Source organism: Methylobacterium sp. (genome assembly GCF_019750675.1).
In the GTDB taxonomy this organism is placed as follows: domain Bacteria; phylum Pseudomonadota; class Alphaproteobacteria; order Rhizobiales; family Beijerinckiaceae; genus Methylobacterium.
In genome coordinates this window covers 1-15,096 of sequence record NZ_JAIEOF010000421.1, presented here as the reverse complement: position 1 = coordinate 15,096, position 15,096 = coordinate 1, and the positions used below count along the sequence as shown (strand labels likewise).

The 15,096-nt window shown below is 72.6% G+C and carries 13 protein-coding genes and 1 pseudogene; 11 read left to right on the top strand and 3 right to left on the bottom strand.

Going from position 1 to position 15,096, the window contains the following annotated elements; all coding sequences use genetic code 11:
• Positions 1-43: 43 nt before the first annotated feature.
• The 3 genes from K2X24_RS22275 to K2X24_RS22265 all read left to right on the top strand — a co-directional run bounded on the left by K2X24_RS22275 (position 44) and on the right by K2X24_RS22265 (position 4,544).
• Positions 44-1,444, top strand: coding sequence for an FAD/NAD(P)-binding protein (locus K2X24_RS22275; RefSeq protein WP_292501215.1), 1,401 nt, complete (start codon positions 44-46; stop codon positions 1,442-1,444).
• 262 nt (positions 1,445-1,706) lie between these two features.
• The gene (locus K2X24_RS22270) at positions 1,707-3,653 is read left to right on the top strand and encodes a heavy metal translocating P-type ATPase (protein ID WP_292501214.1); all 1,947 of its coding nucleotides are present in this window, start codon (positions 1,707-1,709) and stop codon (positions 3,651-3,653) included.
• Between the two features lie 75 nt (positions 3,654-3,728).
• Positions 3,729-4,544, top strand: a complete 816-nt coding sequence (locus tag K2X24_RS22265) for a universal stress protein (protein WP_292501212.1) — start codon at positions 3,729-3,731, stop codon at positions 4,542-4,544.
• A 100-nt stretch (positions 4,545-4,644) separates the two neighbouring features.
• Here the strand turns inward: K2X24_RS22265 and K2X24_RS22260 are convergent, their stop codons facing one another.
• From K2X24_RS22260 to K2X24_RS22250, 3 genes are all read right to left on the bottom strand, one after another.
• A complete protein-coding gene (locus tag K2X24_RS22260) occupies positions 4,645-4,872 on the bottom strand; it encodes a hypothetical protein (RefSeq protein WP_292501210.1) in 228 nt (75 codons plus the stop codon).
• 460 nt (positions 4,873-5,332) lie between these two features.
• Positions 5,333-6,772, bottom strand: coding sequence for an ATP-binding protein (locus K2X24_RS22255; RefSeq protein ID WP_292501208.1), 1,440 nt, complete (start codon positions 6,770-6,772; stop codon positions 5,333-5,335).
• On the bottom strand, positions 6,765-7,442 hold the full coding sequence (locus tag K2X24_RS22250) for a response regulator transcription factor (protein WP_238275251.1): 678 nt from the start codon (positions 7,440-7,442) through the stop codon (positions 6,765-6,767). Before K2X24_RS22250 ends, K2X24_RS22255 begins: the two co-directional genes overlap by 8 nt.
• A 259-nt stretch (positions 7,443-7,701) precedes the next feature.
• Between K2X24_RS22250 and K2X24_RS22245 the strand changes: the two genes are divergently transcribed.
• The 8 genes and pseudogenes from K2X24_RS22245 to K2X24_RS22210 form a co-directional block, all read left to right on the top strand.
• A complete protein-coding gene (locus K2X24_RS22245) occupies positions 7,702-8,994 on the top strand; it encodes an efflux RND transporter periplasmic adaptor subunit (RefSeq protein WP_292501206.1) in 1,293 nt (430 codons plus the stop codon).
• Between the two features lie 7 nt (positions 8,995-9,001).
• Positions 9,002-12,130, top strand: a complete 3,129-nt coding sequence (locus K2X24_RS22240) for a CusA/CzcA family heavy metal efflux RND transporter (protein WP_292501204.1) — start codon at positions 9,002-9,004, stop codon at positions 12,128-12,130.
• Between the two features lie 118 nt (positions 12,131-12,248).
• Positions 12,249-12,464: a hypothetical protein gene (locus K2X24_RS22235; RefSeq protein WP_292501203.1), complete on the top strand. Its 216-nt coding sequence runs from the start codon at positions 12,249-12,251 to the stop codon at positions 12,462-12,464.
• Between the two features lie 20 nt (positions 12,465-12,484).
• Positions 12,485-13,132: a BON domain-containing protein gene (locus tag K2X24_RS22230; protein WP_292501201.1), complete on the top strand. Its 648-nt coding sequence runs from the start codon at positions 12,485-12,487 to the stop codon at positions 13,130-13,132.
• Between the two features lie 103 nt (positions 13,133-13,235).
• Entirely contained in the window at positions 13,236-13,538 is a 303-nt protein-coding gene (locus K2X24_RS22225) for a hypothetical protein (protein ID WP_292501199.1), read from the top strand.
• A 78-nt stretch (positions 13,539-13,616) separates the two neighbouring features.
• Positions 13,617-14,432 carry a universal stress protein gene (locus K2X24_RS22220; RefSeq protein WP_292501197.1) on the top strand — a complete coding sequence of 272 codons (816 nt, stop codon included), beginning with the start codon at positions 13,617-13,619 and terminating at the stop codon, positions 14,430-14,432.
• Positions 14,432-14,761, top strand: a complete 330-nt coding sequence (locus tag K2X24_RS22215) for a cytochrome c (RefSeq protein WP_292501195.1) — start codon at positions 14,432-14,434, stop codon at positions 14,759-14,761. The genes K2X24_RS22220 and K2X24_RS22215 overlap by 1 nt, the downstream gene beginning before the upstream one ends.
• A 15-nt stretch (positions 14,762-14,776) precedes the next feature.
• Positions 14,777-15,096: pseudogene (locus K2X24_RS22210) on the top strand (universal stress protein); the annotation flags it as partial.

Genomic DNA, 15,096 nt, shown 5'->3' with positions numbered 1-15,096 from the left:
ACGACGCGCCAGATCAGGATCCACCGGACATGGAGCACACGCGATGACAGCGATCGAGGGGCCCGATCCCGTCCTGGTGGTGGGGGGCGGCTTCAGCGGGCTGATGGCGGCGACGCAGTTGCTGCGCGCGCTGCCGCCCGACCGTTCGGTGCTGCTCTACGAGCGCGCCCATCCACCCGGCCGGGGCCTCGCCTACGGAACCCCGAACCCGGACCACCTGCTCAACCTGCGGGCGACGCAGATGAGCGCCGATCCCGAGCGGCCGCAGGACTTCGCGGACTGGCTCGCCCGCACGGCGTTCGACGCGGCCGAGCGCGCCGGCATCCGCGGCACGCCGGCCGGCACCTTCGCGGCGCGGGGGCTCTACGGGCGCTACCTCTCCGAGCACCTCGCCCGCCTGGAGGCGGGGGCCGGCGCGCGCCTGCGCGTCGTGCGCGGGAATCTCTGCGACCTGGAGCCCCGCGCGGGCGGCCTCGTCGCCCACGCGGCGGACGGGACGCGCCGTCCCGTCTCGGCCGCGATCCTCGCCATGGGCAACCTGCCCGGCCCCGTCGCCGCGCAGAGCCGACACCAGCGCGATCCCTGGGACGCCGGGGCGCTCACCGACCTCGATCCCGCCCGCGACGTACTCATCGTCGGCACAGGCCTGACCATGATGGACGCGGTCGCGACCCTGCGCCGCCAGGGCTTCGGCGGGCGCATCGTCGCCGTGTCCCGCCGGGGCCTCGTGCCGAAACCGCACGCGCCGGTGCCGGCCGGGCCGCGCCCGTGCTTCGACGCGGCGACCCGTGCCTCGGTCCGGAAGCTCCTCGCCTGGGGCCGGGCCGAGATCGCCGCCGCGCACCGGGCCGGCACCGACTGGCGCAGCGTGATCGACGCCCTGCGCCCCATCACGGACGAACTCTGGACGGGTCTGCCCCGGGCCGAGCAGGCGCGCTTCCTGCGCCACCTGCGCCCATACTGGGACGTCCACCGCCACCGCACGGCCCCGCCGGCCGCCGATGCCATCGCGCAGGAGATCGCGCGCGGCACTCTGGTCCTCCGGGCCGGGCGCATCCGCGCCGTCGCGGACGACGCGGACGGGGCCGTGGTCACGATCCAGCCGCGCGGGGGCGGCGACGCCCACGCGTTCGCGGTCCAGACCATCCTCGACGCGACGGGGTTCAGCCGCTTCGCGGAGACGCGGGACCCCCTGGTGCGCAACCTGCTGGCCCGCGGCCTCGTCCGGCCCGGGCCGTTCGGCCTCGGCCTCGACGCGACGCCGGAAGGGCGGCTGCGCGGCACCGACGCGCCTCTCTGGGCGATGGGCCCGCTCCTGCGCGGAATCCTCTGGGAGTGCATCGCCGTGCCCGACATCCGCGACGCCTCGGTCGGCCTCGCCGCCACGATCGCCGGCCACCTCGCGCCGGCCCGAGGGGCGCTGGCTGAGACAGTTTCCGGCTGAATCGTGTGGGTTCTGGCGCGGGTCCCGCTCGTCTGGGAAAGGGACGGCTGCGTGACCCTTCCGGTGATGGACCACACCTCGCCCCAACGCTCTCCTTTCAGACGAGGGAGCGCGGAGCGCCGGAAGCGTCCGGCCGCCCGCGTGGAGGTTGCCGCCACACGCACAGCGAGGGCTTGCCCGCTGACGCATTGATCTAGCGCATGGCTCTCCGGGCGGCACGCGCGCACGTCAATGCCGGTAACAGCCGGAAGCGACCCCGAGGATGACGACGGCGGCGACGGACCCAGGGGAGGCGGGACAGCCGGTGGGCGTCGGAGGCCTGCAGCGCTTGCGCGGAGGGCTGCCGGTGTTGCCCCTGGTCGGCCTCTGCGCCGGACTGGCGGCCCAGGCGCTCGGCCGTCCGGATTTCGCGGTTTGGGCGTGGACGCTTCCGACCCTGGCGATCCTCGCCATCCTCGCGCATCAGGTCGCCACCAGCCTGGCGCGCGGCGATGTCGGGCTCGACCTCGTCGCCCTGCTGGCGATGGGGGGTGCGCTCGCCCTGTCGCAGCCGCTCGCCGGCGTCGTCATCGCCCTGATGTACGCCGGTGGCCAATCGCTGGAGGCCTACGCCTCCGGACGGGCGGAGCGGGCGATGACGGCGCTGCTCGCTCGCCAGCCGCGCTCGGCCCTTCGCGAGGCGCACGGCTCGGTGACGGAAGTCCCCATCGCGGCGCTGGCCCCGGGCGACCGCATCCTCGTGCGCGTCGGCGACGTGCTGCCGGTCGACGGCCGCGTCGCCGCGGGCCGCGCCGTTCTCGATCAGGCGACGCTCACCGGCGAGGCGGTGCCGGTCACGTTCGAGGCGAACGCGGCCGTGCTGAGCGGCACGCTCAATGTCGGGGCGCCCTTCACGCTCCTGGCCGAGCGCCGGGCCGCCGAGAGCACCTATGCGGGCATCGTCCGGCTCGTCGAGGCCGCCCGAACCCAGAAGGCGCCGATGGCGCGTCTGGCCGACCGCTACGGTCTCGCCTTCCTCGGCCTGACGCTGCTGCTGGCCGGGGGCGCCTGGACGGCCACGGGCGATCCCCTGCGGGCCCTCGCGGTGCTGGTCGTCGCCACGCCCTGTCCGCTCATCCTCGCGGTACCGGTAGCCTTGATCTCCGGCCTCTCGCGGGCGGCCGGCATCGGCGTGATCATCAAGGGCGGCGGCGCCCTGGAAGCCCTGGCGCGGGTGCGCGTGCTGGTGGTCGACAAGACCGGGACCCTCACGCACGGGACGGCACGGCTGACCGCCGTGGAGATCCTCGGTCCGGTCGGGGAGCCGGACGCCCTGCGGCTGGCGGCCTCCCTCGACCAGGCCTCCGGCCATCCGACGGCCCGTGCGCTGGTCGACGCGGCCCTCGCCCGCGGCCTCGCGCTGACGCAGCCGACGCGGGTGGTCGAAATCCCCGGCGAGGGCGTGTCGGGCCTCGTCGAGGGGCGGCCCGTCCGGGTCGGCGGCCCCCGCCTGATGCGGGCGCACGGCATCCCGTTCCCGAACACGGAGGCCGCCCGGAACCCGGATGCCGTCGCCGCCACGGTTCTGGTGGCCGTGGACGGCAGGGCCGCCGCGATCCTGAGCTTCGCGGACCCGGTGCGCACGGATGGCGGGCGGACGCTCGCGGACCTGCGCCGATGCGGCATCGACCGCATCGTGCTCGCGACCGGGGACCGGCGCGGCGTCGCGCAGGCGCTGGTGAAGGGGCTGCCCATCGATGTCCTGGAGGCGGATCTCGATCCGGCGGGCAAGACCCGGATCGTGGCCGACGAACGGGCGAACGGACCGGTGATGATGGTGGGCGACGGCGTCAACGACGCGCCTGCGCTGGCCGCCGCCGACCTCGGGGTCGCGCTCGGCGCCAGGGGCGCGGCCGCGGCGGCCGAGGCGGCGGACGTGGTCCTGCTGGTCGACAGCCTCGCGCCCCTGCCGCAGGCCATCCGCATCGCCCGGCGGGCCCGGACGATCGCGCTCCAGAGCGTGACGGTCGGCCTCGGCCTGTCGCTCGCCGGCATGGTGGCGGCGGCGCTCGGCTTCCTGACGCCGCTGCGGGGCGCCCTCCTGCAGGAGGCCATCGACGTCGCCGTCATCCTCAACGCCATGCGGGCCCTCGGCGGCCCGATGACCGCCCCGGCATCCGAGCCCCGAGGGTCGGCGCGACCCGGCCATGTCCCGCGGGCCGTCCCTTGAGCTGGGTCAAGGTCCCCGCACCGGGAAAGCCCCACCCTTCCCGTCCGCCGGATCGTCGGACTTGGGAGGGCGGCCGTGGATTACGCGAACATCCTGGTATCCGTGGACCTGGATCGCGGTTGCGCCGACCGCGTCCGCCTCGCCGCCGGCCTCGCCCGGCGCTTCGAGGCGGACCTGACGGGCGTGGGCGCCCGATCGACGCCCGGACCTGCCGCATTCACGAACCTGCAGGAGGACGCCATCCTGCGCGCCGCCGAGGAGCGCCGTTCGCGCGACGAGGCCGCGCGGGCCCGGGACCTGTTCATGCGCCATGCCGGCGAGGCACTCCGGACCGATTGGCGGTTCACCGAGGGGGCCCCGACGGCCAACCTCGCCCGGGAGGCCCGCGCGGCGGATCTCGTGGTGGTCGGGCGCCACGCCCCGGCCGACGGTGTCCCGGGCGCGATGGCGGTGCTGCCCGGCCCGTTGCTGCTGGAGGTCGGTCGTCCGGTCCTGGTCGTTCCACCCAACGTCGAGCACCTCGGCGCCGACCGCATCGTGGTCGCCTGGAAGGATACCGGCGAGGCCCGCCGGGCGCTGGCGGCCGCGATGCCTTTCCTCCGGCAGGCGGACCACCTGTACCTCGTTTCGGTCGGGCGCGAGGCGGCGTCGCAGGGGACCGAGGCGGTGGCGGCCCACCTGACGCGACACGGCGCCAACGTCACCCAGCATGTCCTCGAACCCTCGCTGCGCAGCGAGGCCGAGGACGTCGTCCGGTTCGTGCGGCGCGAGTACGTCGACCTCATCGTCATGGGGGCCTACGGCCGCTCACGCCTGCGGGAATGGGTCTTCGGCGGCATGACCCACGAGATTCTCCGGACGGCACCCGTCTGCTGCCTGATGAGCCATTGATGCGAAGCGCACCACCGGGTCGATCGGCTCCCGGGGCACGCGCCCGCCGCCCGAGGCGCCTGCGTTTCGAACGCTCGCCCGCCCGGCCCGGCCCGGCGCTCTAATGCAGGTCCTCCGTCGGCCAGTGCACGAACCGGTAGGCGTCCCACAATTCGAACGGCCTGTTCTCCGCCAGCAGCATCGCGATGCTGAGCGCCTCGACGTCATCGATGGCATAGATGTGTTTCGCGTTTGACCAATGCCCGTTCAGTTCCAGGAAGAAGCACGTGTAGCGGACCGGCGGTCTGTCTGTCGTATCCGCAGGCGGCTCTTCTCGACCGTTTGGCATCGCCTGGCGATCCGGTGACCGGCCCTCTCTGACGCCACCGCCGGCACCCGTATGGAGAGGCCCGGACGCCGGCGATGGCGGCCATCCCGCTGATAGGACGGCATCCCCAACTTCACATGGACCTCGGTCGCCGCATTGATTTCGATCAATACGGGCGAACCGATCGATATCTTGCCATTCGATATTTTTCACCCGACGTCTCGAAGTCCGGAAACGGCGCCGGCCCGCCCGACAGCGCCGCCGGCTAGGCCGCCGCGGATCGGGCGGGACCATCGAACACGTCGACGCGCTTCGCCACGGGTCGGAACCTTCGATCGAAGCAATCTGGCGACCTGAGCCGCCATTCAGTCACCGGTCGGTTGCTTCGGTTTGCATGCGTGCCGCGCCCCCTCTCCTACGGGAGAGGGGCACGGTGAGGTGTGTGACCCATCCGGATAAGAGACGCCGGACGGGCCCCCGGTCACCGGACCGGACGTCGGAAGATTCCGCCCTCGGGTCGGTGCCCGATGGCCACGGCGCGCTCAGGCTCGGCCGCGGGACCTTGCCTGTCCGGGCAAGAGACCGCGAAGCGGCAGCCGCCACCGTGCCGCTCGGTCAAGGTCAGCGAGAATCCGTGCAGCTTGGCGATGGCGGCCACGAGACCGAGACCGAGGCCGTTGCCCTGGGTATGGCGGGCCCGCTCCATCCGGTAGAAGCGCCGGAACACCTGATCCCGCTCGGCGGCGGGAATCCCCGCGCCCGTATCCTCGACGACGATCACGGCCCCGCCATCCCGGCGCAGGACGGCGACGCCGACCCGGCCGCTGGCCGGCGTGAACTTGACGGCATTGTCCAAGAGGTTCGACACCGCCTCGAAGATCAGGCTGCGGTCCCCCGCGACGGGCGGGACCGCGTCGTCGATGTCCAGGGCCAGGGCGACCCCCTTCTCCTCGGCCAGCGGCTCGAAGAGTTCCACCGCCTCGCTCACCACCAGCCGCAGGTCGACCGGGCCGAAGGCGGCGCAGCGCCGGCCATGCTCGATCTCGCCGATGCGCAGCACCGCCGTCACCATCTCGAGGGTCTGGTCGATCCAGGCCAGGCCCTGGTCGACGGCCTGGCGCAATTCGCCGATGTCCCGGGCCTGCTGGCGGCCGCGCTCCAGGCGAAGCCGCAGACGCGTGAGCGGGGTCCGCAGGTCGTGCGCCACGGCGTCGCCGACGCCGCGCACCTCCTCCACCAGGCGCTCGATCTCGTCGAGCATCCCGTTCACGTTCCGCGCCAGGCGGTCGAACTCGTCCCCCGCCTGACCGACCGGCAGGCGCTGGCGAAGGTCGCCGCGCATCACGCGGGCGACCGCCGCCTCGGTGGCGGCCAGCCGCCGCCGGGCCCGCCCGGCGAGCAGCACGCCGCCGAGGATCGAGAAGGCCAGGGTCGGGACGAGGGCGAGGCCGAGCGCCCGGATCACCGTGGCCTTGGCGCGGTCGATCTCGTCGGTGTCGTGGGCCACCACCACCACGGTGCCGTCGTCCAGGGAGCGGGCCGCCGACCAGAGTTCCTCGTGCAGGCGTCGGCCCGCGATGGCGACCTGCGTGCCGATGCGGTGGACCTCGCCGTCCAGGGGCAGGTCCGCCGGCCGCGCCTCGAGATTGCCCGCGAGCCTGCGCCCATCGACCCCGAACAGCCCGGCGAAGTGCACGCTGTGCAGGTCTTCGCTGACCCAGGTCTCGATCCGGACCGCCGCCTTGGCGGGGTCCCGCGCCACGTAGCGGGCCTCGTGGCGCAGGACCTGGGCGAGTTCGTCCTGCATGAAGGCGGCGGTCTGCCAGTACACGAACGCGAACAGCAGCAGCGACAGCAGGGTCGACCACAGGGCGATGCCGAGGGCCCAGCGGAACGCGATGGAGCGCGCGAACCTAGGCATCGGGCGTCAGGGTGAAGCCCTCCCCCCTGACATTCTGGATGAGGATCGGCTCGCCCCCGACCTCAAGCTTCCTGCGCAGGCGGCCGAGATGCACGTCGATGAGGTTCGACTTCGGGGTGAAGCGGTAGTTCCAGACCTCCTCGAACATCATCGCCCGGGTCACGACCTGCCCGGGGCGCCGCATCAGATATTCGAGGAGCTTGAGTTCGCGGGGCAGCAGGTCGAGGTCGCGCGCGCCCCGGCGTCCGGTTCCGGCGATGAGGTCGATCTCCAGGCTGCCGACCCGCAGGACGGTCTCGCGCGTGTCGGTCGGGCGACGCAGCAGCGCCTCGATCCGGGCCGCCAGTTCGCCGAGGACGAAGGGCTTGCCCAGGTAGTCGTCGCCCCCGGCGCGCAGGCCCCGGATGCGCTCGTCGACATCGCCGAGCGCGCTCAGGACCAGGGCCGGGGTCCGGTCGCCCGAGCCGCGCAGGTCCCGCAGCAGGGTCAGGCCGTCGAGGCCGGGCAGCATCCGATCGAGGATGATGGCGTTCCAGGATTCCGCGCGCGCCGCCCGCGCGCCGTCCGGGCCGGTCGAAGCCCAGACCACCGCGTGCCCGCGCCCGCGAAGGTCGCCCAGCACCTCCTCGGCCGTCGCGGCATCGTCCTCGATCAGGAGCAGCCTCGCCACCGTTTCTCCCCATCGTCCCGGCCCTCGGCCACCACCAGCATATGGGGCGACCGGGGCGAAACCCGCCGCGAAACCGCGAGTGTGAACCCGAATTTAATGGCGGACCGAGCCGTCCGGCCTACGTTCTAGAATAACTCTAATCTGAGCGCTGGACGGAATCGTGCTGCTGATTGCGGAGACACGCACGCCTTTGGACGACGAGGCGGATACGGCCGGCCACGGCGCGGTTCGGGGACAACCGGCCGGTCGAGCGTCCGGTGTGGATGCACCGCCTCCGGCCCCCTCGGCGGCGCGGCGACGTTGGCTGGCGGGAGGCGTCATCGCCCTGCTCGTTCTCGGGCTGGCGGGCTGGTGGTACCGGGACATCGTCGCGGCCTCGATCGCGCCCATCCTGGTCCGCGTCGGTCTCGCCACGGGCGCGCCCGATGCGGCAGCACCCGGGGCCTCTGCAGGCGTCACGCCTACAGACCCCGTCGAAGACAATGTCGTGAGGCTCGACGCCGAGGGCCAGCGGCGCCTCGGACTTTCCTTCGGACAGGCCGCATCCCGGCGGATCGTCCTGCCCGTGCGGACGCCCGGGACCATCGCGTTCGACGAACGCCGGGTGACCCACCTGAAGCCCCGGACATCCGGCCGCGTGCTCGGCCTCGCGGTGCAGCCCGGCGACCGCGTCCGCGCCGGGCAGACGCTCGCCACCCTCGACGCGGCCGGTGTCCTCGACGCCCGGAACGGACTGGCCGCGGCGCAAGCCGGCCTCGGGGAGGCGCAGGCCACCGAGAAGGTCGCCGAGACCAACCTCAAGCGCGGCAGCGACCTCGTGAAGATGGGCGGAATCGCCCAGGCCGAAGTCGACCGCCGGCAGGTCGACCTCGCGAAGGCGCATGCGGCCACCCTGTCGGCCCAGTCCCAGGTCGACCTCTACCGGGCGCAGTACGAGCGCTTGGCCCCGGCCCAGGGCGACGCGCCGGGCATCAGCGCCATCGTCTCGCCCATCGACGGGGTCGTGACGGCGGCCGGCATCACCCTGGGCGAGGTGGTCGACACCAACCGGGACGCCTTCACGGTGGCCGACCCCTCGCAGATCCAGGTGCTGGCGAACCTCTACGGCCGCGACATCACCACCGTGAAGGCCGGCGACCGGGCGACGGTGGAGGCGCCGATCCGGGACCATCCCGGTTTCGAGGGCCGGGTGCGCTCGGTCAATGCCGCCATCGATCCGATGACCAACACCGCCCCGGCCCGGATCGAAGTCGCCAATCCGGACGGGAGCCTGCGCGCCAACATGTTCGTGTCCGTGGAGATCGCCGCCGATCTCGGGCGCGAGGGGGTGACGGTGCCGGCGGCCGCGATCCAGCAGACCGAGGACGGCCCCGTCGCGTTCGTGCGCACCGGCGCGGACCGCTTCGAGAAACGGGCGCTGACGCTCGGCGTGCAGCGGACCGACTGGGTCGAGGTCAGGGCCGGCATCGCGGCGGGCGAAACGGTCGCGACGCTGGGCAGCTTCGGCCTCAAGGCCATCCTGCTGCGCGCGCTCCTCGGTTCGACGGATTGAGCGCCCCATGAACGCCTGGTTCGCCCTTCTCATCCGGCGCCGCTGGCTCGTCCTGGTCCTGGCGCTGGCCGGTGCCATCGGGGGCATCGTCAACCTCGAGGGCCTGTCCATCGACGCGGTCCCGGACATCTCCCCGAAGCAGGTGATGGTGCTCACCCTGTCGCCGGGCCTCGGCCCCCTGGAGGTCGAGCGGCTCGTGAGCTTCCCGGTCGAGAACGCCATGGCGGGGGCGCCGGGGCTGACCGGCATCCGCTCGACCTCGCGCTACGGCGTCTCGGCCGTCTACGTCACCTTCGACGACGCCCTGTCGATCACCGAGGCCCGCGCGCAGGTCTTCCAACGCCTGCCGCTCGCCAAGGCGACGATGCCGGCCGGCGTCGGAGACCCGGAGATGGGCCCGATGGCGACGGGCCTCGGCGAGATCTACCAGTTCGAGGTCCGCGGGCCGGGCTACGCCCCGATGGCCCTGAAGCGCATCCTGCAATGGACCATCGCGCCCAAGCTCAAGCTCACCCCCGGCATCACCGACGTGAACGTCTATGGCGGCGAAATGCCGACATACGAGGTCCGCATCGCCGCCGAGAGCCTCCACCGCTACGGCGTGACGATGGGGCAGGTCTATACGGCGCTGGCCGAGAACAACGCCGCGCGGGGCGGCGCCTATCTCGAACACAACGACCAGCAGGAGGTCATTCGCGGCCTCGGCCTCGCCAAGGGCACCGCCGACCTCGCCGGCATCGTTGTGACCACGGGCCCCGGCGGCGTGCCGGTGACGGTCGCCACCCTGGGCGAGGTGGTCGAGGCGCCCAAGGTCCGCCTCGGCGCCGTCACGCACGACGCCGCCGGCGAGACCGTCGTGGGCATCGCCATGATGCAGCAGGGCGAGAACGCCAGCGCGGTGGTCGAGCGGGTCAAGCAGACCATCGCGGATTTGGGGGCCCAACTACCCCCGGGCGTCGAGATCGTGCCGTACTACGATCGCAGCACCCTGGTGGCGCGGACCATCCGGACCGTCGCGCACAACCTCATGGAAGGGGCGGTGCTCGTCATCGTCGTGCTGCTGCTCCTGCTCGGCAACCTCCGGGCGGGCCTCGTGGTGGCGGCCGCGATTCCGCTGTCGATGCTCATGGCCTTCGCGGGCATGCGGCTGTTCGGGCTCTCCGGCAACCTGATGAGCCTGGGCGCCATCGACTTCGGGCTCATCGTCGACGGCGCCGTGGTGATGATCGAGAACGTCCTGCGGGCGCGCGGCGAGCACCCGGACCGCCCGGCCGAGACCGTGATCCGGGAGGCGACGGTGGAAGTCGCCCGTCCGATCCTGTTCGCGGTGGCGATCATCATCCTGGTCTACCTGCCGGTCCTCGCCCTCGAGGGGGTCGCCGGCAAGATGTTCCGGCCGATGGCGCTCACCGTCATCCTGGCGCTGGCCGGCTCCCTCGTCCTGACGATGACGCTGATGCCGGCGCTCGCCGCCATCGTGCTGGCGGGGCCGGGCATCGGCGAGCGCGAGACCCGCCTCGTCCACTGGGTGCGCGGCGCCTACACCCCGGTCCTGCGGCTCGCCGAGCGCCGCACCGGCCTGACCGTCCTGGTGACCCTCGGGGTCTTCGCCGGAAGCTGCTGGCTGGCGACACGGCTTGGCGGCGAGTTCCTGCCCAAGCTCTCGGAGGGCTCTATCGTCATCACCTCGGAGAAGCTGCCGGGCATCAACCTCGACGCCTCCCTCAAGGTCATGCACCGCATCGAACAGACCCTGAAGACCTTCCCGGAGGTCAAGCGGGTCGTCTCCCTGACCGGCAGCGCCGAGATCCCCACCGATCCGATGGGCGTCGAGTCCACCGACAGCTTCATCACCCTGACGGACCCCGCGACCTGGACGACGGCCCGGACCCAGGAGGGGCTCGTCGCCGCCCTCGACAAGCGCCTGCGCGCGGAGGTGCCGGGGGTGTCCTACGCGTTCTCGCAACCGATTCAGATGCGGATGGACGACCTCCTGGAGGGCGTGCGCGGCGACGTGGCGATCAGCCTCTACGGCGACGACCTCGCGGTTCTCAAGGACAAGGCCGACGCCATCGTGCGGGCGGTCTCGGGCGTCTCGGGGGCGGCCGACGTGAAGGCCGAGGCGCAGGCCGGCATGCCCGCCCTCTCGGTCCAGGTCGACCGGGCGGCGGCCGCCCGCTACGGCGTCAACGTCGGCGACATCCTCGACGTGGTCGAGAGCATCGGCGGCCGCAGCGCCGGGATGATCTACGGCGAGGACAATTCCATCACCGACATCGTGGTCCGGCTGCGGCCGGGGGACCGCGGCGACATCGCGCGCATCCGCGACCTGCCCGTGGGGCGCAGCGGCAAGGCCCTCGTGCCCCTGTCCCTGGTCGCCTCGGTGGAGGTGGCGACAGGTCCGGCCCAGATCAGCCGGGAACGCCTCCAGCGCAGGATCTCGGTCCAGGCCAACGTGCGCGGCCGCGACGTGCAGAGCTTCGTGCGCGACGCGCAGGCGGCGGTGAAGGCGGAAGTCAGCCTGCCGCCGCGCTACGCCCTGCAATGGAGCGGCCAGTTCCAGAACCTGCAGGAGGCCACGGCCCGGCTCTCGGTGGTCGTGCCGGCCGCGATGGGGGCGATCCTGGTGCTGCTCGTGGTGATGTTCGGCGACATCCGCCTCGCCGGTCTGATCTTCCTCAACGTGCCGGTGGCCGCCACGGGGGGCATCGTCGCCCTGTACCTGCGCGACCTGCCGTTCTCGATCTCGGCGGCCATCGGCTTCATCGCCACCTTCGGCATCGCCATCCTGAACGGGGTGGTGCTGACGAGCTACATCCGCGACCTCGAGCGCCTCGGCCTCGACCCGCGCGAGGCGGCGACCCGCGCCGCCGAGATGCGCCTGCGCCCCGTGCTGATGACCGCCCTGGTGGCGACCCTGGGCTTCCTGCCGATGGCGCTCTCGACGAGTGCCGGCGCCGAGGTGCAGCGGCCCCTGGCCACGGTGGTGATCGGCGGCCTCGTCACCGCCACCCTCCTGACGCTGGTGGTCCTGCCCGCGCTCTATCCCTATCTGGCGCATCTGCGGCTGCCCGGGCGCCGCCGTCACGCGGCGAAACCCGTCCGGCGCGACCGGCCGGTGCGCATCGACAGCTAGGACGCGGACCAGCGGAGCCCGACCTGCGCAGCCGGTGCGGGACGACCTTGATCCATCTCAAGGCGACATCCGGGCCCTCGCTCGACACTGCCCCCGTCAACAACGACGGGAGCCTGCGATGACCCTGGTGCTTCGATCCACCTACGTCGAGACGGTGAGCCGCGTGCGGGTCCCGGTGCGCGAGCGGTCACCGCGCGACGGCATGGTCCCCGGGCTCGTGACGGACGTCTACCGCTACCGCAGCATCGGCAGCCTGCAGGCCCTCGGTCTCGCGGCCGTCGCCTCGGTCGTGACCACTCTGCTGCTGTTGCTCGTGCTCGGAACCCCTGCGTAGACGCGAACCGGAGACGGACGATGGACGACAGGACCCTGCGTCAGCACGTGCTGGCGGAACTGGAGTTCGATCCGAAGGTGGACGCGGCCCATATCGGCGTGGCCGTTCGGGACGGTATCGTGACGTTGTCCGGCCACGTCGCCACCTACGCGGAGAAGATCGCCGCCGAGCGGATCTTGCAGCGGGTCCGTGGGGTCCGGGCCGTCGTCGAGGAGATCGAGGTCCGCTATCCCGCCGACCAGAAAACCGGCGACGAGGAACTCGCCGCCCGCGTCGTGAAGGTCCTGGCCTGGAACGTCCAGGTCCCGGACGGTGCCGTCAAGGGCAAGGTCGAGGATGGCCGCGTCACCCTCGATGGCTGCGTACCCTGGTACTACCAGCGGGCAGCGGCGCAGTCCGCCGTCGCGAAGCTCGCGGGCGTCCGGGAGGTGCTGAACCTGCTTGCGGTGAAGCCGCCTGTGCGGTCGCGCGACGTGAAGGCGAAGGTGCTGGCGGCCTTGAAACGAACGGCCCGCGACCCCGACACGATCACCGTGCGGGTCGAGGGAGACACCGTGATCCTCGACGGATGCGTCGACCTGTGGCGGGAGCGGCAGCTCGCCGAGCGCGCCGCCTGGTCGATCCCGGGCGTCCATGCCGTCGACGACCGCCTCAAGCTCGCCTGGTGACGGAGCCGCCCGCTCCGGCACCCGTCGTTGCGGACGCTTCCAACCCCCGAAAATTTAAGCGCATGAGAGACGCCGAATGGCTGTCGAGGATCGGGGTCGGCGCATGGCCCGGCTCAAACCCGGACGTCCCCTGCCGCGCTGGCTGCAGGCCAAGCTGTCCAGGCGGCGCAAGGCAGCCGTCGACGGCGAAGGGCAGGGCCTGCCGGACGATCAGCCGCCGCATCGTCCGATGGACATCGCCGCGTTGCTCAGGATCGTCCGATCGGTGGCGGATGCGGGGTTCGGCTCGGGGCCGAGGTCCCTTGAGGCGCGCCTGTGCGACGGGTCGCAGGGCGCTGACACGATCGTGGCGGCCGCGACACCGGCTCGGGCAAGCGGGTGCCGCCGACAACGCGGTGAGGCTTGAGGTGGATCAAGGTCGCCGGGCACGAACGCGCGCCAGGATGCGGCCTCGGACCGGACGTCCGGCGCTCGGGAGGCGGAGATGAAGATTTCGAACGTGATCGTGTCGCTGGATCTCGGCGCGGCGGCGGCCGACCGGGTCCAGCTGGCCGCCAGTGTCGCCGAGCGCTTCGAGGCGACGCTGACCGGCGTCGCCGCGCGCCAGGTTCCCGCCCTCATCGCCGTCAACGACATCCGGGAGGCCGAACGCATCTACGAGATCGAGGACCGGCGTGCGCGGGAGCAGCTCGCCGAGGCCCGGGCCCTGTTCGAGCGCGCGGCCGACCGCGGCATCCAGACGGCCTGGCGTGCCGCGCTCAGCGAGCCCACAGCCTACCTCGTCGCCCAGGCGCGCGCCGCCGACGTGGTCGTCGTGGGTCGGCACGGACCGGCCGATGGCGATCCCGGCCTCCTGGCCGTCTCCGCCGGTGCGCTCCTGATGGAGGTCGGCCGACCGGTGATCGTCGCGCCGCCGGGCATCGAGCGCCTCGCCGCGCGCCGGGTCGTCGTGGCCTGGAAGGACACCCGCGAGGCGCGCCGGGCAGTTCAGGACGCCCTGCCGTTCCTGAGCCGGGCCGATGCGGTCCATGTCGTGGCGCTGGGTCCCGGCGCGCACGAGGAGGGGGCGGAGGACGTGGCGACCTACCTGGTCGGGCATGGCGCGAACGTGACCACCCATCTGCTGCCCAGCCCCGCGATCGGCGCGGGCGAGGAACTGCTGCGGTTCGCGCAACGCGAAGGCGCCGACCTCATCGTGATGGGTGCCTATGGGCACAGCCGGCTGCGCGAGTGGATCTTCGGCGGGGTCACCCGCGACATCCTGCAGGGGACCACCCTCTGCTGCCTGATGAGCCACTGATGCGCGCCACGGCTCCCTTCGCCACCGGGATCCTGCTCTCGGTATCCCTCGCCACCGGCGCGGCGACGGCCTGGGACCGGCAGGAGCAGCAGGGCGCGACCATCGCCCGGACCAACTGCGCCCGATGCCATGCCGTCGGGCGCACCGGGGCGAGCCCCTTGCGCGCGGCGCCGCCGTTCCGCGAGCTCCACACCCGGTACCCCGTCGAGGATCTCGGCGAGGCCCTGGCCGAAGGGATCCGCACGGGCCATCCGAGCATGCCGGAATTTCGCTTCGACGCGGACGAAGCCGAGGCCCTGATCGCCTACCTCAAGAGCCTGGAGCGCTGATCCGGGAGGGACCCCATGTTCCTGCGCTGCCTCCTCGTCCCAACGGCGCCCGGCATCGAGGCCACGCGGCGGCTCGACGCCACGCTCCGCCTCAGCCGCCGCCTGCACGCCCATATCGCGGTGGGCTTCATGGCCCCCGGGCCTCAGGAGGTCCTGGCCGGCATGGCGAGCCTGGTGCCGGTGGACGACACCACCATCGCGGCCATCGAGAAGGGGCTGCGCACGGCCGCCGAGGCCGGCAAGGCCGCCCTGCGGGCCTGGTGCACGCGGCAGGGCGTGCCGTTCATGCCGGCCGGCGCGCGCCTCGACGCCACCTTCGCGACCTGGGCCGAGCA